Below are 23,841 nucleotides of genomic sequence, written 5' to 3'. Positions count from 1 at the left end.
GATCCTCGGTACGCCCCGCCTTTTTCTGTCAGGCGGACGCCTGCTCCGGCTCTGCTTCCTTCACCGGCTCCCGTACCTCCACGCCCCGCAGCGCCACCGCCGCCACCACCGCGGCTCCCGCCAGGAACACGGCTCCGCCGATCGCCGCTCCCTGCATCCCGCTGGTGAACGCCTCCCGGGCCACCGTCGCGAGACCGGGCACCTGGTCGGCCATCGCCAGCGCTCCGCCCAGCGTCTCGCGGGCCGCGTCCGGGGCCGAGGCCGGCATCTCGTGGCGGTAGACCGCCGTACCGATGGAGCCGAGCAGCGCCATTCCCAGCGCGCCGCCGAACTCCGAGCCGGTCTCCATCAGCGAGGACGCGGTGCCCGCCCGCTCGGCCGGGGCGGCGCCCATCGCCAGGTCCATGATCTGGGACATCACGATGACACCGCCGACGGCGAGGACCGCGCACGCGGTCAGCACCAGCCACAGCGAGTCCGTACCGGCGAAGGCCAGGACGACGAACCCGGCCGCGGCGATCACGAAGCCCGCGGTGACGACCCGGGCGCGGTCGACGCCCTTCTGGACGAGGCTCGTCGCGACCGGCGCCGCCGCCCCGATCGGCACCGACGGCAGCAGCGCCCACAGGGCCGCCTCCAGGGCGCTCTTGTCGAGCACCGACTGAAGGTACTGGGTGGTGAAGTACGCCGACCCCATGATCCCGAACGCCGAGACGAGGTTCAGGCCGACAGCGGGGGCGAAGCCGCGGTTGCGGAACAGGGCCGGGTCGATCATCGGTGAGGCCGTGGTGCGCTGGCGGCGGACGAACAGGGCCGCGAAGAGCAGGCCGACGGTGATCGAGACGACGTAGCGGACGTTCCAGCCCTCGGAGGGGATCTCCTTCAGGCCGTAGATGACGGGGAGCACGGCCGCCATGGACAGGGGCACGCTCAGCCAGTCGAAGCGGCCGGAGGAGGGGTTGCGGGACTCGGGGAGCAGGATCGGACCGAGGACCAGCAGCAGCGCCATCGCGGGCAGGTTGACCAGGAAGACCGAGCCCCACCAGAAGTACTCGACCAGCACCCCGCTCATCACCGAGCCGAGCGCGATGCCGGCCGTCATCACGCCCGACCACAGGCCGATCGCCTTCGCGCGCTGGCCGGGGTCGGTGAACATCGTGCGGAGCAGGGCCATCGTCGACGGCATCAGGGTCGCGCCGCCGATGCCGAGGACCGCGCGGGCCGCGATCAGGGTCTCGGCGCTGTCGGCGTACGCCGCGAGCAGGGAGGCGGCGCCGAAGGCGGTGGCGCCGATCAGCAGGAGCCGGCGGTGGCCGGTGCGGTCGCCCAGCGAGCCCATCGTCATCAGCAGGCCGGCCAGCACGAACGCGTAGATGTCGAAGATCCACAGCTGCTGGGTGCCGGACGGCTCCAGGTCCGCGCTGATCGAGGGGATCGCGAAGTAGAGGACGGAGACGTCCATCGAGACCAGCAGCAGCGGAAGCATCAGCACGCCGAGGGCGGTCCATTCACGGCGTCCGGCGCGAGTCGGGTTCGTTGTCATGCCGAGGAATGTACGCGCGTCTTAAACGCTTGTCTAGAACGGATGTATAAGACGTTCGTCTGGGACGCGCGTATGGATGCGGGGTAAGGTGGCGACATGGGACACCGTGAGGATCTGCTCGAAGGCGCCAAGCGCTGCCTGCTGGCCAAGGGCTTCGTGCGCACGACGGCGCGCGACATCGTCAAGGAGTCGGGGACCAACCTCGCCTCGATCGGCTATCACTACGGCTCGAAGGACGCGCTGCTCGCGCAGGCGTACGTGTCCTTGGTCGAGGGGATGGGCGACGCCTTCGAAGGGGACGGGGCGGCGATGAGCGCCGAGCCCGGTTCGCTCGAACGGTTCCAGGAGGTGTGGGGAAACGTCATCGGCACCATGGGTCCGGGATCGATCTGGCGCCTCAGCATGGAGATCACCGTGATGGGCGACCAACTGCCCGAGCTGCGTGACCAGTTGGCGCGCGCCCAGCGGGAGGCCGGGCGGGGCTTCGTGCCCATGCTCATGGGCGGGCGCGAGGAGGACGTCTCCGACGAGACCGCCGACACCCTCGGCATGTTCTACGTCACCCTGATGACGGGCCTCATCGCCCAGTGGAGCTTCGACCCGAAGACCGCGCCGAGCGCCGAGCAGCTCACCGAGGGGCTGCGCCAGGTGATCGCGGCCGCCACCGGGAAGTGAAACCCGCTCCAGCCGGTGCCGGCCGCGGCATGACGGCGATCGTGCTCAGCGGTCGCCTTCCGTGGGGGCGCGGTGGTACCGCTGAGCCAGCCGGGCCAGGGCGACCGCGGCGAGCAGCAGGCCGAAGTCGCGCAGGGCGATGTCGTAGTAGTCGGGGATGGTGAGCAGGTTGACGATGATCCCGGCCAGCCATCCGGCGACCAGCCAGCCGCCGAACCGGGGTGCGACGGCGACGGCGAGGCCCGCGACGATCTCGATGACGCCCACCGCGTACATGGCCTGCTGGGCGCTGCCCGGAACGATGTCGTCGATCCACGGCGCGAGGTAACCGGGCCAGTCGACGAGCAGGTTGGCGAACTTGTCCAGGCCGAACAGGATCGGCGCCACCGTGAACCCGACGCGCAGGATGACGAACGCCTGGTAGCCGGGGTCGGTGAGCGAGTCCCGTGAGGTGGTTGTGGGTGCCGCGGTCATGGCGACCTCCTTCTGTCGGCAGCCTTCTATCAACAACTCTCATTAGTTATAGAAGCGCTCCGGTTCTCTATAGTCAACCGTCGTGGGTTTTACACTGGTGTTCGTGAACGCCCCTCAGGCAGCAGCCCCCGATCCCGATGTCTCCGCCGTCGCCGCCCTGGACGAGCCGACCCGCCGGAGGCTGTACGAGCACGTGGTGCGCGCCCCCGGGCCGGTCGGCCGTGACGAGGCCGCCGCCGCTCTCGGGCTGGCCCGGCAGACCGCGGCCTTCCACCTCGACCGGCTGGCCGACGAGTCACTGCTCGACGTCGTCCACGAGCGACGCACCGGACGCTCCGGCCCCGGCGCGGGCCGCCCCGCCAAGCTCTACAAGCGCTCCGCCCGGCAGATCACCGTCAACCTGCCCGAACGGCGCTACGAACTCGCCGGCCGGCTGCTCGCCCAGGCCCTGGAGGAGTCCGAGGCCACCGGCGAGCCGACCCGGACCGTCCTGCACCGCAAGGCCCACGAGCTGGGCACCTGGCTGGCCGAAGAGGGCGCCGGCGACGGCGTGTCGGTCCTGCTGGAGCGGTACGGCTTTGAACCCCGCCCCGACGGCGCGGCCGTCGTGCTCGGCAACTGCCCCTTCCACGCCCTGGCGCGCGAGCACACGCAGACGGTGTGCGGGATGAACCTGCATCTCCTGCGGGGGGTGCTGCAAGGTCTCGGTGAAGGCGGCTTCGAGGCGTGTCTGGCGCCCGCGCCCGGCCGCTGCTGCGTCCGCCTGGAGCCCGAGTCGTCGTAGCGGGCGCCGCCTACAGTCGCGTGCCCTTCAACGCCATGTGCAGCAGCAGCCGGTCCTCCCCGTCGTCCAGGTCGAGGCCGGTCAGCTGCTCGACCCGGGAGAGGCGGTAGTAGAGGGTCTGCCGGTGGATGCCGAGTGCCGCCGCCGTACGGCCGGCCTGGCCCGCGCAGTCGAGGTAGGTCTCGGCGGTGCGGGCGAGGTCGCGGTTCGCGGGGGAGAGCAGGGGACGTACGGCGGGGTCGTGGGCCGAGTCCGGCGGGAGGGACGTCAGCAGACGGTACGGGCCGATGCCGGACCAGTGCGCGATCGGGCCCAGCGCCGGTGCCGCGAGGGCGGCGCGGGCCGCGGCCGAGGCCTCGTGCCACGCCGTCGGCAGGTCGGCCAGGCTGGTGCGGGGTTCGCCGACGCCGGCGGCCCGCGTGGTGCCGGTGTCGCTGTCGCCGAGCAGGCGCTGGGTCGCCGTCAGCGCCGGGGTCAGCACCTCCGGCGACCGCAGTCTGACCAGGACCGCGAGGCTCTGGGCGGCCGTGCCCCACGGGACCGTGCACAGCGCCGTCGCGTGCGGGACCGTACGGGCCGAGGGGGCGTCGTCCGGGTCGGCGGACGGCCACGGGGCGACGCACACCACCGCGTGCGGGCCGTCGCCGCGCGGGCCGAGGGCCGTGCGCAGCGCCGCCACCGCCATGTCCCCCTGCCAGCCGCGCTCGGCGGTCAGCACCGCCCGCAGCTCCCGGCTGAGATCCGCCCCGTGCTGCGCCTCGTCCGCGAGCAGCGCCCCGATCCGGACGGTCACGTCCATGGCGGCGGCCAACTGGGCGTCGGTGGGGCCGGGTTCGCACTCCAGGAGCCACACATAGCCGAGGACGACGCCCCGATGGCGTACGGGGAGACAGATCCGCCCGCGGTAGACGCCCGCCTCCGGGGTCGGCGGGATGCGGACCGGGCCGGTCGCGCGGGTGATGCCGAAGCCCTCGAACCAGGTGCGGACCGCCGTCGTCGAGCGGCGGGTCAGGATCGAGCGGGTACGGACGGGGTCGAGGGCCGACGGATCGAGGTCGCCCTCACTGTCGTACGCCCCGAAGGCGATCAGCTCGAAGTCGCGGTTCTCCAGGGTCGCCGGGACGCCGAGGAGCTCCGAGATCTCGTCGACCAGCTCCTGGTAGTCGCCTGCGCGTTTCGAAGAGGCAGCATCCGCGGTCACCCCTGCATTCTCCCGCACCGGCGCAGCCCCTTCATACATCTGTCTGAGATCTGTGGCACGGATGCGTGACAGCTGTCGATGGTCGACGATCGGAGGGATCCTTAGGTTTCACGGTGGTTCTATCTGCTGGTTTGTGGAGGTGCCCCGTGCTGGGTCCCGTGATTCTTGCCGCGTCGCGAAGCGACCGGATGCGACGCCTGATCTCGGCGGCCCCGGTGACCAAGCAGGTCGTCGACCGCTTCATCCCCGGTGAGACCGTCGACGACGTCGTACCGATCATCGAGAGCCTCACCGACCGGGGCCTGGAGCTGACGATGGACGTCGTCGGCGAGGACATCACCACCCCCGAGCAGGCCTCCGCCGCCCGCGACGCCTACCTCGCGCTGATCGACCGGCTGAGCGACCTCGGCCTCGGCGAGCGGGTCGAGATGTCGGTGAAGCTGTCGATGTTCGGGCAAGCCCTGGACGGCGGGCACGAGCTCGCGCTCGCCAACGTCCGCCCCGTCGTGGAGGCCGCCGCCGCCATCGGGACGACCGTGACGCTGGACGCCGAGGACCACACCACCCTCGACTCGATGTTCGCCATCCACGAGGAGCTGCGGAAGGACTTCCCGCAGACCGGCTGTGTCATCCAGGCCTACCTCTTCCGCACCGAGGCCGACGCCCGCCGCCTCGCCGAGGCCGGCAGCCGCGTCCGGCTCGTGAAGGGCGCCTACAAGGAGCCCGCCGAGGTCGCGTACCAGCAGAAGCACGAGATCGACAAGGCGTATGTCCGCGTCCTCAAGACGCTGATGGAGGGCGAGGGGTACCCGATGATCGGCTCCCACGACCCGCGCCTGATCTCCATCGCCCAGGAACTCGCCCGCAAGGCCGGGCGCAAGCTCGACGAGTACGAGTTCCAGATGCTGTACGGCATCCGCAGCGACGAGCACCTGCGGCTCGCCGCCGAAGGCCACCGCATGCGCGTCTACACCGCCTACGGCACCGACTGGTACGGCTACTTCATGCGCCGCCTGGCGGAGAAGCCGGCGAACCTCCTCTTCTTCGTCCGCTCGACCCTCACCAAGGGCTGACCCGAACACCCGCTCACGTACAAGGAGTTACGGATCTCATGGACGCTGTGACCCAGGTCCCCACCCCCGTCAACGAGCCGGTGCACGGCTACGCCCCCGGCTCGCCCGAGCGTGCCCGGCTGGAGGTCAAGCTCAAGGAGCTGGCCGAGAACCCGATCGACCTGCCGATGACCATCGGCGGCGAGAAGCGGATGGGTGGCGGCGACCGTTTCGACGTAGTGCAGCCGCACAACCACAAGGCCCGGATCGGCACCTACGGCAACGCCACCCAGCAGGACGCCCAGGACGCGATCGACGCGGCCCTCGCCGCCGCGCCCGCCTGGCGCGCGATGTCCTTCGACGACCGTGCCGCGATCATCCTGCGCGCCGCCGAACTCCTCGCCGGTCCCTGGCGCGAGACGCTGGCCGCCTCCACCATGCTCGGGCAGTCGAAGACCGCCCAGCAGGCCGAGATCGACACCCCCTGTGAGCTGGTCGACTTCTGGCGCTTCAACGTCAAGTACGCCCGCGACCTGCTCGCCGAGCAGCCCCCGGCCAACTCCCCGGGTGTCTGGAACCGTCTCGACCACCGCCCGCTCGAAGGCTTCGTCTACGCGATCACGCCGTTCAACTTCACGGCGATCGCCGGCAACCTGCCGACGGCCCCGGCTCTCATGGGCAACGTCGTCGTCTGGAAGCCGTCCCCGACGCAGACCCACGCCGCCGTGCTGCTGATGCAGCTCCTGGAGGAGGCGGGCCTGCCGAAGGGCGTCATCAACCTCGTCACCGGTGACGGCATCGAGGTCTCCAAGGTCGCCCTGGTCCACCGCGACCTCGCCGGCATCCACTTCACCGGCTCCACCAAGACCTTCCAGTACCTGTGGAAGACGGTCGGCGCCAACATCGAGAAGTACCGCTCCTACCCGCGTCTGGTCGGCGAGACCGGCGGCAAGGACTTCGTCGTCGCCCACCCGAGCGCCGACAAGGCCATCCTGAAGACCGCCCTGACCCGTGGTGCCTTCGAGTACCAGGGCCAGAAGTGCAGCGCCACCTCCCGCGCCTACATCCCGGCGTCGATCTGGAACTCCGGCTTCAAGGAGGAGTTCGCGGCCGAGGTCGACTACCTGACCATGGGTGACGTCACCGACCTGGCGAACTTCATCGGCGCGGTCATCGACGAGCGCGCGTTCGCCAAGAACAAGGCCGCCATCGACCGCGCCAAGGCCGACCCCACCTGCACGATCGTCGCGGGCGGTTCGTACGACGACTCGGTCGGCTACTTCGTCCGCCCGACCGTCGTGGAGTGCAGCGACCCGGAGAACGAGGTCTTCACGACCGAGTACTTCGGCCCGTTCCTCGCGGTGCACGTCTACGAGGACGACCGGTACGAGGAGATGCTGACCCAGATGGAGTCGGCGTCCGACTACGCCCTGACGGGCTCGGTGATCTCCTCCGACCGCGCGGCGGCGGCGTACACCATGGACAAGCTCCGCTACGCGGCCGGCAACTTCTACATCAACGACAAGTCGACCGGTGCGGTCGTCGGCCAGCAGCCCTTCGGCGGCGGCCGTGCCTCCGGCACCAACGACAAGGCGGGTGCCCCGCAGAACCTGATGCGCTGGACGCTGACCCGCGCCATCAAGGAGACCTTGGTCCCGCCGACCGACTACACGTACCCGCACATGGGCTGACGCCACGTCACATGACCTGAGGGGCCGGGCTGTCGCCCGGCCCCTTCGTGTGTCGCGTCAGGCGGTGGGCGGCAGGTGCCGGGCGAGGAAGTCCCGCATGAGGTCGGCGATCTGAGCCGCGTGGGTCTCCAGGGCGAAGTGGCCCGTGGGGAGCAGGTGGATCTCGGCCTTGGGGAGATCGCGTTGGTAGGCGAGCGCTCCGGCCGGGACGAAGATCTCGTCGTGGGCGCCCCAGGTGGCGAGGAGCGGGACCTGGGCGGCACGGAAGTACTCCTGGAACGCCGGGTAGAGCGCGAGGTTGGAGCCGTAGTCGGAGATCAGGTCGAGCTGGATCTCCGGCTGGCCGGGGCGGGTCATCAGGGCCGCGTCGTGCTCGTAGGCCTCCGGCGCGACGAGGTCCCGGTACTCCTCCGGTACGCCGTGCAGGTACTGCCACTTGATGCCGTCCGGTGAGCTGATCTCCCGTACCGGCGCCTCCGTCTTTGGCGTCCGCTCCGCGATGAGCGCGAGCACCGGCGCCCAGGCCTCCTTCCCCAGCCCCTCCTCGTAGGCGTTGCCGTTCTGGGTGATGATCGCCGTGACGCGCTCGGGGTGGGCGAGGGCGAGCCGCAGACCGATCGGGGCGCCGTAGTCCTGGATGTAGAGGGCGTACCGGTCGAGGCCGAGCTGTTCGGTGAACTCGTCCGTGACGGCGGCGAGTTCGGCGAAGGTGTACGGGAAGTCGGAGGCGGCCGGGGCCGCCGAGCGGCCGAAGCCGATGTGGTCGGGGGCGATGAGGCGGTAGCTGCCGGCGAGGAGGGGGATCAGCTCGCGGAACATGTGCGAGCTGGTGGGGAAGCCGTGCAGCAGCAGGAGGACCGGGGCGTCGGCGGGGCCGGCCTCGCGGTAGTGGATCTCCAGGCCGCGGACGGTGGTGGTGCGGTGGGCGGTGGCCATTCTCCCTAACCCCTTAATAGATGTTTGCCAGTTAGGTCAGTCCATCACGTGCCGCCTAACTGGTCAAGTGGCGTTGAGTGGTTAGTCGGTCGTCGCTCGCACCAGGATCTTCCCGGTGTTCCCGCCCCGCAGCATCAGCAGGAACGCCTCCACGATCCGTTCGAAGCCGTCCACCACCGTCTCGTCCAGGGCGAGCGTGCCGCGCTGGAGGTGCGGGACGGCGAACTCGTCCAACTCCTCCTGCATCTCCCGGTAGTTGCTCACCAGGAAGCCCTGGATCCGCAGACTCTTCTCGACGACGTCCGCGTGGTTGAAGTGGGCCTGGGTGGAGCCCGGGGTGTTGTACTGGCCGACCGTGCCTACCCGGACCACCCGGCCGTGCTCCCGGAGCGCGCCGATCGCCGCGGCCAGCTGATCTCCGCCCACGCTGTCCACGAAGACGTCGATGCCGTCCGGGGCCGCCTTCGCCAACAGGTCCCGCACCGGGCCCTCGTGGTAGTCGAAAGCCGTGTCGTAACCGACCTGTTCCGTCAGATGGCGGACCTTGGCGGGTGAGCCCGCGCTGCCGATCAGACGGCCCGCGCCCAGGAGGCGGGCGAAGCGGCCCGTCGCCGTACCGACGCCGCCGGCCGCCGCCGAGACGAAGACGTCGTCGCCCTCGCGCAGCCCCGCGATCCGGGTCAGCCCCACGTACGCCGTCAGACCCGTGCCGCCGAGCACGCTCAAGTGCGCCGACAACGGGACGCCTCGGTGCTCGCGGACGCGTCTTGCTTCCTCGGGGCCGACCACGGCATGCGTGCGCCAGCCCCGGCGGTGGAAGACGATCGCGCCCTCCGGCAGCCCGGGCGTCCGGGACGCGATGACGCGGCCCAGCGCGCGGCCCTCCAGCGGGGCGTTCAACTCGAAGTCGCCGTCCATCATTTCGCGGTGATAGGGGTCGACGGACCAGTAGAGGTTCTCCACCAGTGCCGTGCCGGGGGCGGGCTCGGGCACCGGTGACTCCGCGAAGCGGAAGTGGTCCGGGGTCGGGAAGCCCGTCGGGCGGGCGGTCTGCTGGACGGTGAGCGCGATGTCGGTCATGACCGAGGAACGTACGGAGGAATGTCCCGACCGGGCAGAGGGTTGGGCTCATGCAACGGGCGGATCCATGAGCCGCTCTCATGGCCGCAGGTGGGGAGCCCGGAAGTGAGCACCGTCGATCTCGCGCCGCAGGAACTGCGCACCCTCGTCGCCGTCGCCGAGGAGGGCGGGTTCTCGGTCGCGGCCGTCCGGCTCGGCACCACCCAGTCCGCCGTCTCGCACGCCGTGCGCGGCATCGAACGCAAGCTGGGCGTCGTGCTCTTCGAGCGGGGACGGTTCGGGGCCCGGCCGACCCCGGCCGGTGCGCGGGCCGTCGCCCATGGGCGACGGGTGCTGCGGATGCTCGATGTGCTGGTCGCCGAGACCCGGGGCGGCACGCCGGGTGAGGTCGCCGGGCCCCTGCGCATCGCCGCCTTCCGCAGCGCGGCCCTGTATCTGCTCCCGCCCGTGCTCGAACGCCTCACCGCACGGCATCCGGCGCTGGAGCCGACCGTCACCGTCGTCCGGGAGGTCGGGCCGGGGACCGCCGGGGCGGTGGCTGAGGGGCGGGCCGACCTGGGCATCGCCACCTTCGGCACCAGCACGCCGGTCCCGCCGGAACTCGTGGGTGACGTACTCCTGGAGGAGCCGTACTCCCTGGTGCACCCGGCCGGTCACCCCGACCCGCGTGCGCTGCCCCTCGTCGACTGGCGGGAGAACTGCTCCTCCTACACCCGCACCTGGTGGGCCGCCCAGGACTGGATCCCCACCGCGACCGTCCGGGCCGAGGACGACGGAGCGGTGCTCTCGATGGTGAGCAGTGGTCTCGGTATGGCGATCATGCCCGCGCTCTCCCTCACCGGAGCACCGCTCTCGACACAGATCACCGATCTCGGTCCCGACCGGCCCACCCGCCAGGTCGGCTATGTCACCACCCCCGAGCTCGCCGCCACGGCCGCCGTCCGGGCCCTGGTCCGCGAGCTGCGGGCACATGCCAATCCTGCCGCCGCTTTGGTAAAGGCCCAGCTCAGGGCGGTGTGACCCAATCCACCGTCTCAGATAGTAGGAAGTCCGAGTAATTGTGGAGACAGACACGGCCGCCTCCCTTAGCTTTGTAGGAGCCGAACGTCTCGCTCGATCAAGCGAATGGCGGTCGTGAGCCGGGCCCCGTGCAGGCAACCCCTGCGGCCCCCCGCTCCCCGCCCCTTCCGGCGTCTCGCAACCCCCCGTTGCCTCCATGCAGTCATGCATTCGAAGGAGTCGATTTCTCATGGCCGAGACGACCGCCCGCCGTCGAGTCCGTCACACGTCCCGCACGAGCGAGTCCGACCGCAAGAACGCCGCGGCCGCCCTCCAGCGCGCCCTCGACCGCCGTGACAACGGCGGCTCGACCGGCCACTGAGCAGCCGCAAGGCATCTGAAGAAGCCGGGAGCCGCACCCGCCGGGGTGCGGCGCGGACTCAAGCTCCGCGCCGCACCTCGAAATGGTCGATCCGGTCGCCGTTCTGCGCGAGCGCCGAAACCCTGAGCCGTGGCGTGCCGCCGCTCTCCGCCTCCACCTTGAGCAGGGAGAAGCCGCGGTAGCGCACCCGCGACCACTCCACCGTCTCCGCCTTGGTGGCGCGTGACTTCGTCCACTGGAAGGTGTCCACGGAGTCGAGGTCGCGCACCTGACCCTCGTAGCTCTCCTTCACGCCCGCCGGGAAGCCGTACAGATCCTTGCCGCCCCCGCCCGCGGTGACGTACACGATCCCGTCCCGCGTCGGGTCGGTCGAGGCGCCGACCGGCACCCGCCGGCCCACCTCGCCGCCCTTGATCGCGTCGGTCCGCTCATAGACGTGGTTGTGCCCGTTGATCACCAGGTCCACCTGGTGCTTCGCGAACAGCGGCAGCCACTCCGCACGCACCCCGCCGTCCGAGGCGTGCGACGAGGTCGAGTAGGCGCAGTGGTGGAAGAAGACGACGACGAAGTCCACCGCCTTGCGCAGTTCCCCGAGCTTCTCGTCCAGCCACGCCGTCTGCTTGCCGCCCGTGTGGCCGAGGTTGGCGGGGATCTCGTACGACACGTCGTTGGCGTCCAGCGCCACGAAGCCGACGTTGCCGTACGTGAACGCGTACACCCCCGGCGCGGTGCGGGAGTCGAAGCCGCTGTCCGGGAGGGACCAGCGGGCGAGCTGGCCGCCGTAGCCGTCGGGGGAGTACCAGGCCTCCATGTCGTGGTTCCCGGTCGTCACCATCCACGGCACCGACCGCGCGACCTGCTCGTTCTGCTTCAGGAACAGATCCCAGTACGCCGGGTCGTAGCCGTCCGTCTTCTCGCCGCGGCCGTTGACGTCGGCGTAGCAGATGTCGCCCGCGTGGAGATGGAAGGCCGGATCCTGCTTCAGCAGGAGGTCGTCGCCTGCCGCCGCGGCCTTGCTCACGCCCTGGTCGCCGAAGGCCGTGAACACGAACTTCTCCGGGCGGGTGGGCGCGGTGCGCAAGGACGTGATCGTCGAGCGGTGTTCCGGGGCGGCCGGGTCGAGTCCGTCGTGGCCGACGCCGTAGTAGTACGTCGTGCCGGGGAGCAGGTCGTCCAGGGCCGCGTGCACGTAGTACTGGTCGAGGGCGGGGCGCACGCCGGTGACGCCGGGGGTGTGCAGGTCGCGGATCTCGGCCTCGATCCTCCGGCCGAGCTCGTCGGGGCGGGCGCCGATCCGGACGTACGGCTTGCGGACGGCGGCCGGTACCTGCCACGAGATCCGCATCTGTGTCCGCGGGTCGGCGCCGAAGGCGAGGTGGCGGCCGAAGGGGGCGACGGCGGAGCCGGGCACCTTGGCGGCGGGGGTGGCGGAGGCGGCCGTACGGGGCGATGAACCGTTTCCGTCGGACGCGCAGCCGGTCAGCAGGCCGCCCGCCACCGCGCCCGCCGTCACCAGCGTGCGCCGCCGGGTCAGCCTGGTGCGCAGGTACTCGTGCTGTTCGGCCATGCTCATCCGGCGTGCGAGCTGCGGCGGGATGCCTACGTCGGGAAGGTCCATGACGGTGAAGTTCCCAGCGCATGCCAACAGCCGCCATACATACGGGTGAACGCCGGTCGAAGGGCTGACGCCCAGCAGAACCACAGTGTCCGTATCGCGGACATGTCGTGTCATCCCATGGGACGCGGGAGTAGGGTGCCCTACATGTCTCGCAGCATCAATCTCGCAGTGATTCCCGGTGACGGCATCGGCCAGGAGGTCGTGGCCGAAGGTCTGAAGGTCCTCTCCGCCGTCCTTCCGCAGGATGTGAAGCTGGAGACGAAGGAGTACGACTTCGGCGCCCGGCGCTACCACGCCACCGGTGAGACCCTCACCGACGCCGACGCGGACGCGCTCAAGCAGCACGACGCGATCCTCCTCGGTGCCATCGGCGACCCGTCGGTCCCCTCCGGTGTCCTGGAGCGCGGCTTCCTGCTGAAGCTCCGCTTCCTCTTCGACCACCACGTCAACCTGCGGCCGAGCAAGCTGCTGCCGGGTGTCGAGACTCCCCTCAAGGGTGAGCCCGCCATCGACTTCGTGGTCGTCCGCGAGGGCACCGAGGGCCCCTACACCGGCAACGGCGGCACCATCCGCAAGGGCACCCCGCACGAGGTCGCCACCGAGGTCTCCGTGAACACGGCCTTCGGCGTCGAGCGTGTCGTGCGTGACGCCTTCGCCCGTGCCCAGGCCCGTCCCCGCAAGAAGCTCACGCTGGTCCACAAGAACAACGTGCTGTCCTTCGCGGGCCACCTGTGGACGAACATCTTCAACCAGGTGGCCGAGGAGTTCCCCGAGGTCACCACCGACTACATCCACGTCGACGCGGCGACCATCTACCTGGTCACCGACCCGGCGCGGTTCGACGTGATCGTCACCGACAACCTCTTCGGCGACATCATCACCGACCTCGCCGCGGCCGTCTCCGGCGGCATCGGCGTCGCGGCGAGCGGCAACATCAACCCCTCCCGCGAGTTCCCGTCGATGTTCGAGCCGGTCCACGGCTCCGCGCCCGACATCGCCGGCCAGGGCAAGGCCGACCCCACCGCCACGGTCCTGTCCGTCGCGCTGCTCCTGCGCCACCTCGGCTACGAGACCGAGGCCGCCCGCATCGAGGAGGCCGTCTCGGCCGACCTCGGCGAGCGCGCCGGCAAGCCCGCCCGCTCCACCTCGGAGATCGGCGACGCGCTGGCCGTACGAGTAGCCGGCTGACCCGCGGCTGCCCAGTAACACCTCGAAGCCGCCGGGTCGCAGACGCACCCGGCGGCTTCCGTATGTCCCCCGCCGGGTGACACCATCAACCCCTGGGTCGCATTCACGCCGTTTTCGTCCACGGACCCCCGCGCGCGATAATCGAACGCGGAGCCGCGGATTGAGGGAATGCTCGGACGTCCTAGCACTGGTCACTGACAGTAAAAGGGCGTGAGCGCGGCCCGTGTCACTACACAACCGGTGAAGGACAACCACTCATGACGACGCCCACGATCGAGCTCAAGCCCTCGGCCTCGCCACTTTCCGACGCGGAACGCGCCGCGATCCTGGCCAGCCCCGGGTTCGGCCGCCACTTCACCGACCACATGGTCGTCATCAAGTGGACCGAGGGCCGCGGCTGGCACGACGGCCAGCTCGTGCCGTACGCGCCGCTCTCCCTCGACCCGGCGACGATGGTCCTGCACTACGCGCAGGAGATCTTCGAGGGCCTGAAGGCCTACCGCCAGCCCGACGGCACGGTGGCGACCTTCCGCCCGGAGAAGAACGCCCAGCGCTTCCAGGCCTCCGCCCGCCGCCTCGGCATGCCCGAGCTGCCGGTCGAGACGTTCATCGAGGCGTGCGACGCGCTGGTGAAGCAGGACGAGGCGTGGGTCCCGGCGCACGGCGGCGAGGAGTCCCTCTACCTCCGCCCGTTCATGATCGCGACCGAGGTCGGCCTGGGCGTCAAGCCCGCCAACGAGTACCTGTTCCTGGTCATCGCGTCCCCCGCCGGCGCGTACTTCCCGGGGGGCGTCAAGCCGGTGTCGATCTGGGTCTCCGAGGACCACGTCCGTGCCGTCCCCGGCGGCATGGGCGACGCCAAGACCGGCGGCAACTACGCCGCCTCCCTGCTCGCCCAGGCCGAGGCCGCCGAGCAGGGCTGCGCCCAGGTCTGCTACCTCGACGCGGTCGAGCGCAAGTGGGTCGAGGAACTCGGCGGCATGAACCTGTACTTCGTGTACGGCAACAAGATCATCACGCCGACGCTGACCGGCTCCATCCTGGAGGGCGTCACGCGCGACTCCCTCCTCGCCGTCGCCCGTGACCTCGGCTACGAGGCCGAGGAGGGCCGCGTCTCCGTCGACCAGTGGCAGGCCGACTCCGCGAACGGCACCCTGACCGAGGTCTTCGCCTGCGGCACCGCCGCCGTCATCACCCCGGTCGGCACGGTCAAGCGCACCGGCGCCGAGTGGCAGCAGGGCACCGGTGAGCCCGGCGAGGTGACGGTGAAGCTCCGCCAGGCGCTGCTGGACATCCAGCGCGGCACGGCCGCCGATCAGCACGGCTGGATGCACAAGCTGGGCTAGCGGTTGTTGTTCGCCAGGGCCGTCCCGGAGGTCACCTCCGTGGCGGCCCTGGTGCTGTCGCGCCGGGGTGTCAGCAGGACGTACGCGGCTCCGCCCACGAGCCCCGACAGCAGGAAGCTACAGTCCACCCCGCCCGTCAGGGACAGCAGCGGCCCCTCGTACGACGGCAGCGACACCGCCAGCAGGCCGACCGCCGCGCCCAGCGCCCACGACACCGTGGCCGGGATGTTCCAGCCGCTCCGGAACCAGTAGATCCCGCCCCGCGCCCGGCGGTTGAAGACCTGGAGGGCGTCCGCGTCGTACACGCCACGGTCGCGCACGAAGCCGACGAGGGTGATGACCGCCCACGGGGTGCCGATCGCCGTCAGCAGGAGGACGAAGGACGTCATCGCGTCCTGCGCGGACGAGGCGTAGTGGCCGACGAAGACACAGGCCGTGGCGACGACGGCGACGGTGTAGGTCGCGGTGGCCCGGGAGGCGCGCGGCAGGATCGCGTCCAGGTCGAGGCCCATGGAGTACAGCATCAGACCCGCGTTGCCCACCGAGCCCGCGGAGGCGGCCAGCAGCAGCGGGATCAGGTACCAGCCGGGGGACGCGGAGACCAGCGGCCCGGCGTAGTCCAGGGCCGCGCGTGCCCCGTACGCCGTGAACGTGCCGAACAGCTGCGGCACCAGCAGACCCAGCAGCAGCCCGAGCCAGGTGGCGTGCAGGACCCGGCGGTCGCAGTGGCGGGCCGGGGAGATGTAGCGGGTGTAGTCGCCGAGGAGGGTGATGAAGGCGATCGGCCCGGACAGGCCCGCGGCCACCGCCGCCAGCAGCCAGGTGGGCCAGAAGCCGCCCAGCAGATAGCCGCCCGCCTCGGGCAGCGCGTCGGTCGTGAAGTCGGGGGCGTAGGCCACGACGCCGAGGGCCAGCAGGGCCGTCATGCCGATCGCCAGCATCCGCGACATCGTGAGCAGCACCCGGTAGCCGTACACCGCGCCCGCCACGGTCGCCGCCGCGAGCAGCCCGTAGATCACGCCGTACGACCATCCGCTCGCCGGCAGTCCGACCAGCCGGCCCAGCACGCCCACCATCACATCCCCGCCGATCCACACGGTCAGCGCGGTGTAGCCGAGGGCGAGGAGCAGGCCCACCACCGAGCCGACCAGCCGGCCGCGGACGCCGAACTGGGCGCCGGAGGAGGTGGAGAGGTTGGTGGCGGTGCGCAGGGAGATCAGGGCGAGCGGGGCCGTCAGCAGGGTGCCGACGACCGTGCCGGCCACGATCGAGCTCACCGAGCCCCACCAGTCGAGACCGAAGGACGGCGGCAGCCAGCCGAAGACGATCACACCGAGGCACAGGTTCGAGCCGAGCAGGATCGAGACGAGGTCACGGGGCCCGCTGGTGCGTTCCTCGTCGGGGATGGTGTCGACCCCGCGCTGTTCCATCGGCATGCTGTGTCTCCCTCGGTCCCTCGGTTTGAGTGACGTTCAATGTGGGCTGTTCGCTGCTCCGACGTCAAGCCTTGGTTTGTGGACATCTCCCGTTTAGAGTGTTGCTCTAAAGCGAAGGGAACGACATGCGGCTCACCCCCACCGAACGCGACCGCCTGCTGCTCTTCGGCGCCGCCGAACTGGCCCGGGCGCGCAGGGCCCGCGGACTCCGGCTGAACGTGCCGGAGGCCACCGCGCTCATCGCGGACACCGTGTGCGAGGCCGCCCGCGACGGCGCCCGGCTCGCCGAGGCCATTGAGCGCGCCCGCGCCGTCCTCGGCCCGGACGATGTGCTGCCCGGCGTCGCGGACGTCGTGACCGAGGTGCATGTCGAGGCCGTCTTCGACGACGGTTCGCGGCTCGCGGTCGTCTCCGACCCCATCGGGGGCGGCGGACTCGCCGACCAGGCGCCGGGCGCGCTGCTGCCGGGGCCCGCGCACGCCGAGCCGGAGGCGGTCGTACGGCTGACGGTGACCAACACCGCCACCGTCCCCGTCTCCGTCACCTCCCACTTCCACTTCTTCGAGGCCAACCCACGCCTCGACTTCGCCCGCGCCGACGCCTACGGCATGCGACTCGCCGTGCCCGCCGGGTCGTCGGTGCGGTTCGGGCCGGGGGAGACGCTGGAGGTCGGACTCGTGCCGATCGGCGGCGCGCGGATCGCGATCGGCTTCGCCGGGCTCGTGGACGGGGCGCTGGACGCGCCCGGCGCCCGCGAGGAGGCGCTGCGGAGGGCCGCCGCCTGCGGCTATCTGGGCATACGTGATGAGGAGGCCGCACGATGAGCCGCCCCGGAGGGCATCCCGCCGAGGCCCGGCGCCTCACCCCGTACGAGTACGCCGCCACCCACGGCCCGCGCGCCGGCGACTGCGTCCGCCTCGGTGACTCCGGGCTGACGATCCGCGTCGCGGCCGACTCCCAGCGGTACGGCGACGAGTTCCTCGCCGGCTTCGGCAAGACCGCCCGTGACGGACTGCACCTCAAGGCCGCCGCCGTCCGCGAGACCTGTGACGTGGTGATCAGCAACGTCGTCGTGATCGACGCGGTGCTCGGGATCCGCAAGGTGTCCATCGGCATCCGCGAGGGACGGATCTGCGCCATCGGGCGGGCCGGGAACCCCGACACCCTCGACGGCGTGGACGTCGTCGTCGGCACCGGCACGTCCATCGTGTCCGGCGAGGGGCTCATCGCCACCGCCGGGGCCGTCGACACCCATGTGCATCTGCTGTCGCCGCGGATCATGGAGGCCTCGCTGGCCTCCGGGGTGACCACGGTCATCGGGCAGGAGTTCGGGCCGGTGTGGGGCGTCGGGGTGAACTCGCCCTGGGCGCTGCGGCACGCGTTCAACGCCTTCGACGCCTGGCCCGTCAACATCGGCTTCCTGGGCCGGGGTTCGTCGTCCCATGACGCGCCCCTCGTCGAGGCGCTGGCCGAGGGCGGGGCGAGCGGCTTCAAGGTGCACGAGGACATGGGCGCCCATACCCGGGCGTTGGACACGGCGCTGCGCGTGGCCGAGGAGCATGACGTCCAAGTCGCCCTGCACAGCGATGGGTTGAACGAGTGCCTGTCGGTGGAGGACACCCTGAAGGTGCTGGACGGCCGCACCATCCACGCCTTCCACATCGAGGGCTGCGGCGGCGGACACGTCCCGAACGTTTTGAAGATGGCGGGCGTGCCGAACGTCATCGGCTCCTCCACCAACCCCACCCTGCCCTTCGGCCGGGACGCGGTCGCCGAGCACTACGGCATGATCGTCTCCGTCCACGACCTGAAGACCGACCTGCCCGGCGACGCCGCCATGGCCCGCGACCGCATCCGCGCCGGGACCATGGGCGCCGAGGACGTGCTGCACGACCTGGGCGCGATCGGCATCACCTCCTCCGACGCGCAGGGCATGGGGCGGGCCGGCGAGACCGTCCGCCGTACCTTCGCCATGGCCGGGAAGATGAAGGCCGAACTCGGCGCCGGGAACGACGACCACGACAACGAGCGCGTCCTGCGCTACCTGGCCAAGCTGACCATCAACCCGGCCATCGCCCACGGGCTCTCGCACGAGGTCGGGTCCATCGAGGTCGGCAAGCTGGCGGACATCGTGCTGTGGCGCCCGGAGTACTTCGGGGCCAAGCCGCAGCTGGTGCTGAAGTCCGGGTTCCCGGCGTACGGCGTGGTCGGCGACCCCAACGCGGCCACCGACACCTGCGAACCCCTCGTCCTGGGACCGCAGTTCGGGTCGTACGGCGCCACCCCCGCCGACCTCTCCGTCGCGTTCGTCGCGCAGGCCGCCGTCGACCAGGGCAACGACTCGATGCCGACCCGCCGCCGCAGGGTCGCCGTCCGCGGCACCCGCGGCATCGGACCGGCCGACCTGCGCCTCAACTCCCGTACCGGACAGGTGGAGGTGGACCAGCGCACCGGGCTGGTCACCCTCGACGGTGAGCCGCTGCGCTCGGACGCGGCCGACTCCGTCTCCCTCAACCGCCTTTACTTCCTCTAGGACTCGCTCATGACCGACTTCCGTATGCCCGCCGAATGGGAACCGCACGAGCGCACCTGGATGGCCTGGCCCGGACCCAATCCGACGTTCACCGACGACGAGGAGCTGGCCGAGGCCCGCGCCGCCTGGGCGGCGGTGGCCCGTGCGGTGCGCTGCTTCGAGCCGGTGACCATGGTGCACGCGCCGGGGCAGGGTGACTCCGCCCGTGAACTGCTCGGACCGGACGTCGAGTTGGTGGAGCGTGAGCTGGACGACGCGTGGATGCGGGACATCGGCCCGACCTTCGTGAAGGACCGGGCGGGGCAACTCGCCGCCGTGGACTGGGTGTTCAACGGCTGGGGCGGACAGGACTGGGCCCGCTGGGAGCACGACGCGAAGATCGCCGGGCAGGTCGCCGACCTCGTGGGCGTCCCGTCGTACGCCTCGACGCTCGTCAACGAGGGCGGCGCGATCCACGTGGACGGCGAGGGCACGGTCCTGCTCACCGACACCGTCCAGCTCGGCGCGGGCCGCAACCCCGGCTGGACCCGCGAGCAGGTCGAGGCGGAGATCCACGCCCGGCTCGGCACCACCAAGGCCATCTGGCTCCCGCACGGCCTCGCCGGCGACTACGGCACGTACGGCACCCAGGGCCACGTCGACATCGTCGCGGCCTTCGCGCGGCCGGGCGTCGTGGTCGTCCACAGCCAGCGCGACCCGGCCCACCCCGACCACGCCCGCTCCCTGGAGTACGTCGAGATCCTGCGCGGTCAGACCGACGCGCGGGGGCGTCGTCTGGAGGTCGTCGAGATCCCCGCCCCCACGGTCCTGACCGACGAGGACGGCGACTGGGTCGATTACTCCTACATCAACCACTACCTCTGCAACGGCGGTGTGGTCCTCTGCGGCTTCGACGACCCGAACGACGAACTCGCGGCCGGGATCTTCCGCCGCCTCTTCCCCGAGCGGACGGTCACCCTCGTCGACGCCCGCACGATCTTCGCGGGCGGCGGCGGCATCCACTGCATCACCCAGCAGCAGCCGAGGGCGGGCGTCAGGTAGAACGTACGGGTGAATGTGCTGAACTGTGCCGCCTGCGGCGCACGGCTGACCGAGCCACTGCGTCTGCTGGCCGAGGTACCCGCCCGCCCGGAGTACGACGGCAGCAAGGGCGCCGACGGCGCCCGCCGCGCCCCGGCGACGATGCCGCGCGGCACGTACGCCGTGGACCCGGAGGCGTGCGGGGCGCCGTACGTTCCGCACCCCGACCCGGAGTGGACCGGCGTCGCCCACCCGGGCAACTCCTTGATGGGGGACCCCGACGGTCCCGGGTTCCTGATCTCCGCCGGGCCGCGCGACACCCTGGTCGTCCACCCGGAGGACGCCCGCGCGCAGCTCGCGCAGAATCCCGCGTTCCTGGAGATCGGCTGCTGCGGGCCGCCCGGGCGCGAGGGGCCCAACGAGGTGTGCGGCGCGTGCGGGGCGGTGGTGGCGACCTTCTTCGCCGACTGCACCGGGCCGTACGAGACACACTTCCTGCCCGACGCGGTCCGGGTGACCGCCGTATGAGCACCCCCCGCCGCACCCCCGCCCCGCCGCGCGAGCGCATCCTCACGGCCGCCATGGAGATGATCGCCGACCGCGGTCTGGAGAAGCTCACCATGGCCGCCCTCGGGCGTGAGGTCGGCATGAGCAGTGGTCATCTTCTGTACTACTTCCGCTCCAAGGACGAACTGCTGCTCCAGACCCTGGAGTGGAGCGAGGGACGGCTCGGCGCCGAGCGCGGGCGGCTGCTGGCCCGGGTCGGGCCCGCGCGGGAACGGCTCGATGCGTATGTCGACCTGTACGTCCCCGACGGTCACCGTGACCCCCACTGGACCCTGTGGCTGGAGGTCTGGAACCGCTCGCAGAACGCCGCCGACGACGCCCGCGACCGGCAGGCCGCCATCGAGGGCGCCTGGCACCGTGACCTGGTGGCCCTGCTGGCCGAGGGGGTGTCGCGGGGGGAGTTCCGGCCGGTGGACCCGGACCGCTTCGCGGCCCGGCTGCGCGCGCTGCTGGACGGCTTCTCCATCCATGTGGCGATCGGCCTCCGCGGCACCGACCGGACGCAGATTCTCGGCCACGTACGGGAGTTCCTGGACGAGGGTCTCCTCGCGGACGCCTGAGCCGACGCCCGGGTTGTACTCAATTCGGGGGATTGCCGTGGCCTTGTTGATGCGCTTGCCTCGTGGAGAGCCCTTGGCGCAGGGCCGGGGGAATCAGCGTCATCGGGGGAAACGATGTCAGTTGTCTTACGGGGGACGTCTGTAGCGCTGCTCGCGGGGGCGATGGTGCTGCCGGCGGTGCAAGGGGCCGGTGCGGCGCCCGCCGGAGAGGGGACCCGGCGGGTCAGCGTGACCGGTACCGGTGACCAGGTGGCCGGGGACTCGCGGACCCCGTCGATCAGCGGTGACGGGCGGTTCGTCGTCTTCGAGTCCGACGCCGACGGACTGGTGCCCGGGGACACCGACCAGTCCACCGACGTGTTCCTGCGCGACCTGCGCAAGGGCACCCTCCGGCAGGTCAGCGTGCGCGACGACGGCGGGCCCTACACGCTCGCCCACGACGCGAAGATCAGCGCCGACGGACGGTACGTCGTCTTCCAGGGCGGCACCGGGTCGGCCGAGGCAGGCGACTGGTTCTCGGGCGTCTTCCTCTGGGACCGGGTGAAGGACCGCACCGAGGTCGTCAGCCTCACCGACGACGGGAAACCGGCCTACTCCACCGACCCCGTGATCAGCCGCGACGGACGGTACATCGCCTTCGTCTCGTCGCTCGCCGACCACGGCGACACCGGCACCCGCATGTGGGCCGGCGTCTATGTCCGCGACCGCGAGGCCGGCACCACCCGCCTGGTCAGCGTCACCGAACCGCCGCCCACCGACGACGCGCACACCTGGATCATCGGCGCCCCCACCCTGAGCGCCGACGGCGGCCGTGTCGCCTACACCATGAGCCAGGCCAGGCCCGGACCGCACGGCGCCGCCTACACCTGGGACCGGCGCACCGGCGTCAAGGAACGCTTCGACCGCCCCGACCAGCGCACCGGCCGCCCCACCTTCAGCGGCGACGGCAGGTACGCGGTCTTCTCCTCGGCGGCACCCGACCTCGTGCCCGGGGACACCAACGGACTGGAGGACATCTTCGTCCGGGACATGAAGAAGGGCACCGTCGAGCGGATCTCCGTCGGCGCCACCGGCGAGCAGCTCGACGCCCGCTCGTACCAGCCGGTGATCAGCGAGGACGGCCGCCGCGTCGCCTTCGTCTCCGGCGCCACGAACCTCGTCGCGGGCGACACCGCCCACGGCCCGCTCTTCTCCCGCGACCTGCGCACCGGCCGCACCCAGCGGGTGACGGTCGCCGAGGGCGGCGGGGAGAGCGATCACCAGGGCTGGCCGTCCACCGCGGTCAGCCGGAACGGCAAGGCCGTGGCCTTCGACTCCTGGGCCTCGAACCTCGTGCCGGGCGACACGAACGACAACCGTGACGTGTTCGTCCGTCGGCTGCACTGAACTCCGTTGCAGGCAAGGGAAATCTGGGGGGATCTTCCATGAGACTCGCACACCGTACGACTCTGAGCGCCGCCCGCCGTACGACTCTGAGCGCCGCCGTCGTGGCCGCGCTCGCCGTGGCCGCCCTACCGGCCGAGGCCGGCCCGAACACCACGCAGCGCACCGAACGGGCCAGCGTGAGCACCCACGGCCGGCAGGCCGACGGTCCCTCGGGCCGCCCGGTGCTCAGCGCGGACGGCCGGTACGTCGCCTTCGTCTCGACCGCCACCGACCTGGTCCCGGGGGACACCAACGGCGTCGCCGACGCCTTCGTCCACGACCTGCGCACCGGCCGCACCGAGCGGGTGGGCCAGGGCCCGGCGACGGGCGTGGCGCTCAGCGGCGACGGCCGGCGCGTCGTCGTCGCCACCGCCGCCGCGCTCACCAAGGACGACGACAACGGCCTCGACGACATCTACCTCGTCGACCGCCGCACCCACCGCACCGAGCGCGTCAGCCACGGCCACCCGGACGTGCCACCGCGCTATCTGCTCAACCACTCGCCCGCCATCAGCGCGGACGGCCGGGTCGTCGCGTACACCACATCGACCCCGGACGCCGCGCCCGGCGACACCAACGGACGGGACGACGTGATCGTCCACGACCTGCGCACGGGCAGGGACGAGCTGGTCCAGTACCGCACCGACGGCACGCTCGGCGAGGCCGACTCCCTCGGGGCGGCCCTCAGCGCCGACGGCCGGTACGTGGCCTTCGAGTCGGCCGACCAGCTGGACCCGGCCCACGACTACACCCACGCCCGCAACGTCTATGTGCGCGACCGGGTCGAGCAGACGACGGAACAGATCAGCCGGCCCGCCAAGTACGTCTACAAGGAAGGGTCGTTCGACTCGTCGCTCAGCGCCGACGCCCGCGTGTTCGCCTTCGCCTCCAACGTCCGCTCCCTGGTGCCCGACGACACCAACAAGGTCACCGACGTCTTCGCCTTCGACCGCGCGTCACAGACCACCGTGCGCGTCAGCACCGCGGCCGACGGCACGCAGGGCGACGGCGCCAGCGCCGGGGCGTACCTGAGCGGTGACGGTCGCCGGGTCGCCTTCGTGTCGACGGCGACGAACCTGGTGCCCGGGGACACCAACGGCGTCGCCGACGTCTTCGTCAAGGACCTGCGGACCGGCGCGATCCAGCGGGTCGGCACGGCCGCCGACGGCACCCAGCCGGACGGCCCGGCGACAGGCGGCACGGCGCTGAGCGGCCACCGGGTCGCCTACGCGTCGGACGCCACGAACCTCGTACCGGACGACACCAACGGGGTGACGGACATCTTCGCCCGCCGCCTGCACTGACCAGCCCAGGACGACCGAACCACCGAA

Annotated in this window: 22 protein-coding genes; 15 read left to right on the top strand and 7 right to left on the bottom strand. The window is 71.2% G+C overall.

All coding sequences use genetic code 11. The annotated features are described in order from the left end of the window. Nucleotides 1-28: 28 nt before the first annotated feature. Complete coding sequence (locus tag OG866_RS13010; protein ID WP_329334382.1) at nucleotides 29-1,543, bottom strand: MFS transporter; 1,515 nt, start codon at nucleotides 1,541-1,543, stop codon at nucleotides 29-31. Between the two features lie 96 nt (nucleotides 1,544-1,639). On the opposite strand from OG866_RS13010, the gene OG866_RS13005 reads away from it, so the two are divergent. Beyond that, the gene (locus OG866_RS13005) at nucleotides 1,640-2,218 is read left to right on the top strand and encodes a TetR/AcrR family transcriptional regulator (RefSeq protein ID WP_329334381.1); all 579 of its coding nucleotides are present in this window, start codon (nucleotides 1,640-1,642) and stop codon (nucleotides 2,216-2,218) included. A 45-nt stretch (nucleotides 2,219-2,263) separates the two neighbouring features. Here the strand turns inward: OG866_RS13005 and OG866_RS13000 are convergent, their stop codons facing one another. Further along, complete coding sequence (locus OG866_RS13000; protein ID WP_329334379.1) at nucleotides 2,264-2,692, bottom strand: hypothetical protein; 429 nt, start codon at nucleotides 2,690-2,692, stop codon at nucleotides 2,264-2,266. 97 nt (nucleotides 2,693-2,789) lie between these two features. Between OG866_RS13000 and OG866_RS12995 the strand changes: the two genes are divergently transcribed. Beyond that, the gene (locus OG866_RS12995; RefSeq protein WP_329344070.1) at nucleotides 2,790-3,476 is read left to right on the top strand and encodes a helix-turn-helix transcriptional regulator; all 687 of its coding nucleotides are present in this window, start codon (nucleotides 2,790-2,792) and stop codon (nucleotides 3,474-3,476) included. A 10-nt stretch (nucleotides 3,477-3,486) separates the two neighbouring features. Here the strand turns inward: OG866_RS12995 and OG866_RS12990 are convergent, their stop codons facing one another. Further along, nucleotides 3,487-4,695: a PucR family transcriptional regulator gene (locus OG866_RS12990; protein ID WP_329334377.1), complete on the bottom strand. Its 1,209-nt coding sequence runs from the start codon at nucleotides 4,693-4,695 to the stop codon at nucleotides 3,487-3,489. A 128-nt stretch (nucleotides 4,696-4,823) separates the two neighbouring features. Here OG866_RS12990 and OG866_RS12985 point away from each other — a divergent pair, with 128 nt between their 5' ends. Both OG866_RS12985 and pruA read left to right on the top strand, forming a co-directional pair. Next, nucleotides 4,824-5,750 carry a proline dehydrogenase family protein gene (locus OG866_RS12985; protein WP_329334375.1) on the top strand — a complete coding sequence of 309 codons (927 nt, stop codon included), beginning with the start codon at nucleotides 4,824-4,826 and terminating at the stop codon, nucleotides 5,748-5,750. Between the two features lie 38 nt (nucleotides 5,751-5,788). Beyond that, entirely contained in the window at nucleotides 5,789-7,420 is a 1,632-nt protein-coding gene (pruA, locus tag OG866_RS12980; protein ID WP_329334374.1) for an L-glutamate gamma-semialdehyde dehydrogenase, read from the top strand. Nucleotides 7,421-7,477: 57 nt separating this feature from the next. Here the strand turns inward: pruA and OG866_RS12975 are convergent, their stop codons facing one another. Together OG866_RS12975 and OG866_RS12970 are read right to left on the bottom strand one after the other, a co-directional pair. Beyond that, the gene (locus OG866_RS12975) at nucleotides 7,478-8,356 is read right to left on the bottom strand and encodes an alpha/beta fold hydrolase (protein WP_329334372.1); all 879 of its coding nucleotides are present in this window, start codon (nucleotides 8,354-8,356) and stop codon (nucleotides 7,478-7,480) included. 81 nt (nucleotides 8,357-8,437) lie between these two features. After that, complete coding sequence (locus tag OG866_RS12970) at nucleotides 8,438-9,436, bottom strand: NADP-dependent oxidoreductase (protein WP_329334371.1); 999 nt, start codon at nucleotides 9,434-9,436, stop codon at nucleotides 8,438-8,440. A 105-nt stretch (nucleotides 9,437-9,541) separates the two neighbouring features. On the opposite strand from OG866_RS12970, the gene OG866_RS12965 reads away from it, so the two are divergent. After that, entirely contained in the window at nucleotides 9,542-10,456 is a 915-nt protein-coding gene (locus tag OG866_RS12965; protein ID WP_329334370.1) for a LysR family transcriptional regulator, read from the top strand. Between the two features lie 229 nt (nucleotides 10,457-10,685). After that, nucleotides 10,686-10,817: a hypothetical protein gene (locus tag OG866_RS12960; RefSeq protein ID WP_020121043.1), complete on the top strand. Its 132-nt coding sequence runs from the start codon at nucleotides 10,686-10,688 to the stop codon at nucleotides 10,815-10,817. Between the two features lie 58 nt (nucleotides 10,818-10,875). Here the strand turns inward: OG866_RS12960 and OG866_RS12955 are convergent, their stop codons facing one another. Continuing rightward, the gene (locus OG866_RS12955; RefSeq protein WP_329334369.1) at nucleotides 10,876-12,435 is read right to left on the bottom strand and encodes a purple acid phosphatase family protein; all 1,560 of its coding nucleotides are present in this window, start codon (nucleotides 12,433-12,435) and stop codon (nucleotides 10,876-10,878) included. Nucleotides 12,436-12,579: 144 nt separating this feature from the next. Between OG866_RS12955 and OG866_RS12950 the strand changes: the two genes are divergently transcribed. Then, nucleotides 12,580-13,623: a 3-isopropylmalate dehydrogenase gene (locus OG866_RS12950; RefSeq protein WP_329334367.1), complete on the top strand. Its 1,044-nt coding sequence runs from the start codon at nucleotides 12,580-12,582 to the stop codon at nucleotides 13,621-13,623. A gap of 257 nt (nucleotides 13,624-13,880) precedes the next feature. Then, nucleotides 13,881-14,969, top strand: a complete 1,089-nt coding sequence (locus OG866_RS12945; protein ID WP_329334366.1) for a branched-chain amino acid aminotransferase — start codon at nucleotides 13,881-13,883, stop codon at nucleotides 14,967-14,969. Here the strand turns inward: OG866_RS12945 and OG866_RS12940 are convergent. Beyond that, nucleotides 14,966-16,405 (bottom strand): cytosine permease, encoded by a 1,440-nt coding sequence (locus OG866_RS12940; RefSeq protein ID WP_329334365.1) that lies wholly within the window; start codon nucleotides 16,403-16,405, stop codon nucleotides 14,966-14,968. The two genes, OG866_RS12945 and OG866_RS12940, sit on opposite strands and share 4 nt — an antisense overlap. 125 nt (nucleotides 16,406-16,530) lie before the next feature. Here OG866_RS12940 and ureA point away from each other — a divergent pair, with 125 nt between their 5' ends. The 7 genes from ureA to OG866_RS12905 all read left to right on the top strand — a co-directional run bounded on the left by ureA (nucleotide 16,531) and on the right by OG866_RS12905 (nucleotide 23,814). Next, the gene (ureA, locus tag OG866_RS12935; RefSeq protein WP_329334363.1) at nucleotides 16,531-17,229 is read left to right on the top strand and encodes an urease subunit gamma; all 699 of its coding nucleotides are present in this window, start codon (nucleotides 16,531-16,533) and stop codon (nucleotides 17,227-17,229) included. After that, complete coding sequence (locus OG866_RS12930) at nucleotides 17,226-18,938, top strand: urease subunit alpha (protein WP_329334361.1); 1,713 nt, start codon at nucleotides 17,226-17,228, stop codon at nucleotides 18,936-18,938. Before ureA ends, OG866_RS12930 begins: the two co-directional genes overlap by 4 nt. Nucleotides 18,939-18,947: 9 nt before the next feature. Continuing rightward, a complete protein-coding gene (locus tag OG866_RS12925; RefSeq protein WP_329334360.1) occupies nucleotides 18,948-19,979 on the top strand; it encodes an agmatine deiminase family protein in 1,032 nt (343 codons plus the stop codon). A gap of 9 nt (nucleotides 19,980-19,988) precedes the next feature. Then, nucleotides 19,989-20,486 (top strand): hypothetical protein, encoded by a 498-nt coding sequence (locus OG866_RS12920; RefSeq protein ID WP_329334358.1) that lies wholly within the window; start codon nucleotides 19,989-19,991, stop codon nucleotides 20,484-20,486. Next, the gene (locus tag OG866_RS12915; RefSeq protein ID WP_329334356.1) at nucleotides 20,483-21,085 is read left to right on the top strand and encodes a TetR/AcrR family transcriptional regulator; all 603 of its coding nucleotides are present in this window, start codon (nucleotides 20,483-20,485) and stop codon (nucleotides 21,083-21,085) included. Before OG866_RS12920 ends, OG866_RS12915 begins: the two co-directional genes overlap by 4 nt. Before the next feature lie 114 nt (nucleotides 21,086-21,199). Beyond that, nucleotides 21,200-22,471 carry a TolB family protein gene (locus OG866_RS12910; protein WP_329334355.1) on the top strand — a complete coding sequence of 424 codons (1,272 nt, stop codon included), beginning with the start codon at nucleotides 21,200-21,202 and terminating at the stop codon, nucleotides 22,469-22,471. 38 nt (nucleotides 22,472-22,509) lie between these two features. After that, on the top strand, nucleotides 22,510-23,814 hold the full coding sequence (locus OG866_RS12905; protein WP_329334353.1) for a TolB family protein: 1,305 nt from the start codon (nucleotides 22,510-22,512) through the stop codon (nucleotides 23,812-23,814). The last annotated feature ends 27 nt before the right edge of the window (nucleotides 23,815-23,841 follow it).

Origin of the sequence: Streptomyces sp. NBC_00663, assembly GCF_036226885.1 — a bacterium.
Lineage (GTDB): Bacteria > Actinomycetota > Actinomycetes > Streptomycetales > Streptomycetaceae > Streptomyces.
This window is presented reverse-complemented; position numbering and strand designations above follow the sequence as displayed.

What these genes read in the sequence shown, in the direction of transcription:
- OG866_RS13010 (WP_329334382.1), bottom strand. Translation starts at nt 1,543, where the DNA reads ATGACAACGAACCCGACTCGCGCCGGACGCCGTGAATGGACCGCCCTC.
- OG866_RS13005 (WP_329334381.1), top strand. Translation starts at nt 1,640, where the DNA reads ATGGGACACCGTGAGGATCTGCTCGAAGGCGCCAAGCGCTGCCTGCTG.
- OG866_RS13000 (WP_329334379.1), bottom strand. Translation starts at nt 2,692, where the DNA reads ATGACCGCGGCACCCACAACCACCTCACGGGACTCGCTCACCGACCCC.
- pruA (WP_329334374.1), top strand. Translation starts at nt 5,789, where the DNA reads ATGGACGCTGTGACCCAGGTCCCCACCCCCGTCAACGAGCCGGTGCAC.
- OG866_RS12975 (WP_329334372.1), bottom strand. Translation starts at nt 8,356, where the DNA reads ATGGCCACCGCCCACCGCACCACCACCGTCCGCGGCCTGGAGATCCAC.
- OG866_RS12970 (WP_329334371.1), bottom strand. Translation starts at nt 9,436, where the DNA reads ATGACCGACATCGCGCTCACCGTCCAGCAGACCGCCCGCCCGACGGGC.
- OG866_RS12960 (WP_020121043.1), top strand. Translation starts at nt 10,686, where the DNA reads ATGGCCGAGACGACCGCCCGCCGTCGAGTCCGTCACACGTCCCGCACG.
- OG866_RS12955 (WP_329334369.1), bottom strand. Translation starts at nt 12,435, where the DNA reads ATGGACCTTCCCGACGTAGGCATCCCGCCGCAGCTCGCACGCCGGATG.
- OG866_RS12950 (WP_329334367.1), top strand. Translation starts at nt 12,580, where the DNA reads ATGTCTCGCAGCATCAATCTCGCAGTGATTCCCGGTGACGGCATCGGC.
- OG866_RS12945 (WP_329334366.1), top strand. Translation starts at nt 13,881, where the DNA reads ATGACGACGCCCACGATCGAGCTCAAGCCCTCGGCCTCGCCACTTTCC.
- OG866_RS12940 (WP_329334365.1), bottom strand. Translation starts at nt 16,405, where the DNA reads ATGCCGATGGAACAGCGCGGGGTCGACACCATCCCCGACGAGGAACGC.
- ureA (WP_329334363.1), top strand. Translation starts at nt 16,531, where the DNA reads ATGCGGCTCACCCCCACCGAACGCGACCGCCTGCTGCTCTTCGGCGCC.
- OG866_RS12930 (WP_329334361.1), top strand. Translation starts at nt 17,226, where the DNA reads ATGAGCCGCCCCGGAGGGCATCCCGCCGAGGCCCGGCGCCTCACCCCG.
- OG866_RS12925 (WP_329334360.1), top strand. Translation starts at nt 18,948, where the DNA reads ATGACCGACTTCCGTATGCCCGCCGAATGGGAACCGCACGAGCGCACC.
- OG866_RS12915 (WP_329334356.1), top strand. Translation starts at nt 20,483, where the DNA reads ATGAGCACCCCCCGCCGCACCCCCGCCCCGCCGCGCGAGCGCATCCTC.
- OG866_RS12910 (WP_329334355.1), top strand. Translation starts at nt 21,200, where the DNA reads ATGTCAGTTGTCTTACGGGGGACGTCTGTAGCGCTGCTCGCGGGGGCG.
- OG866_RS12905 (WP_329334353.1), top strand. Translation starts at nt 22,510, where the DNA reads ATGAGACTCGCACACCGTACGACTCTGAGCGCCGCCCGCCGTACGACT.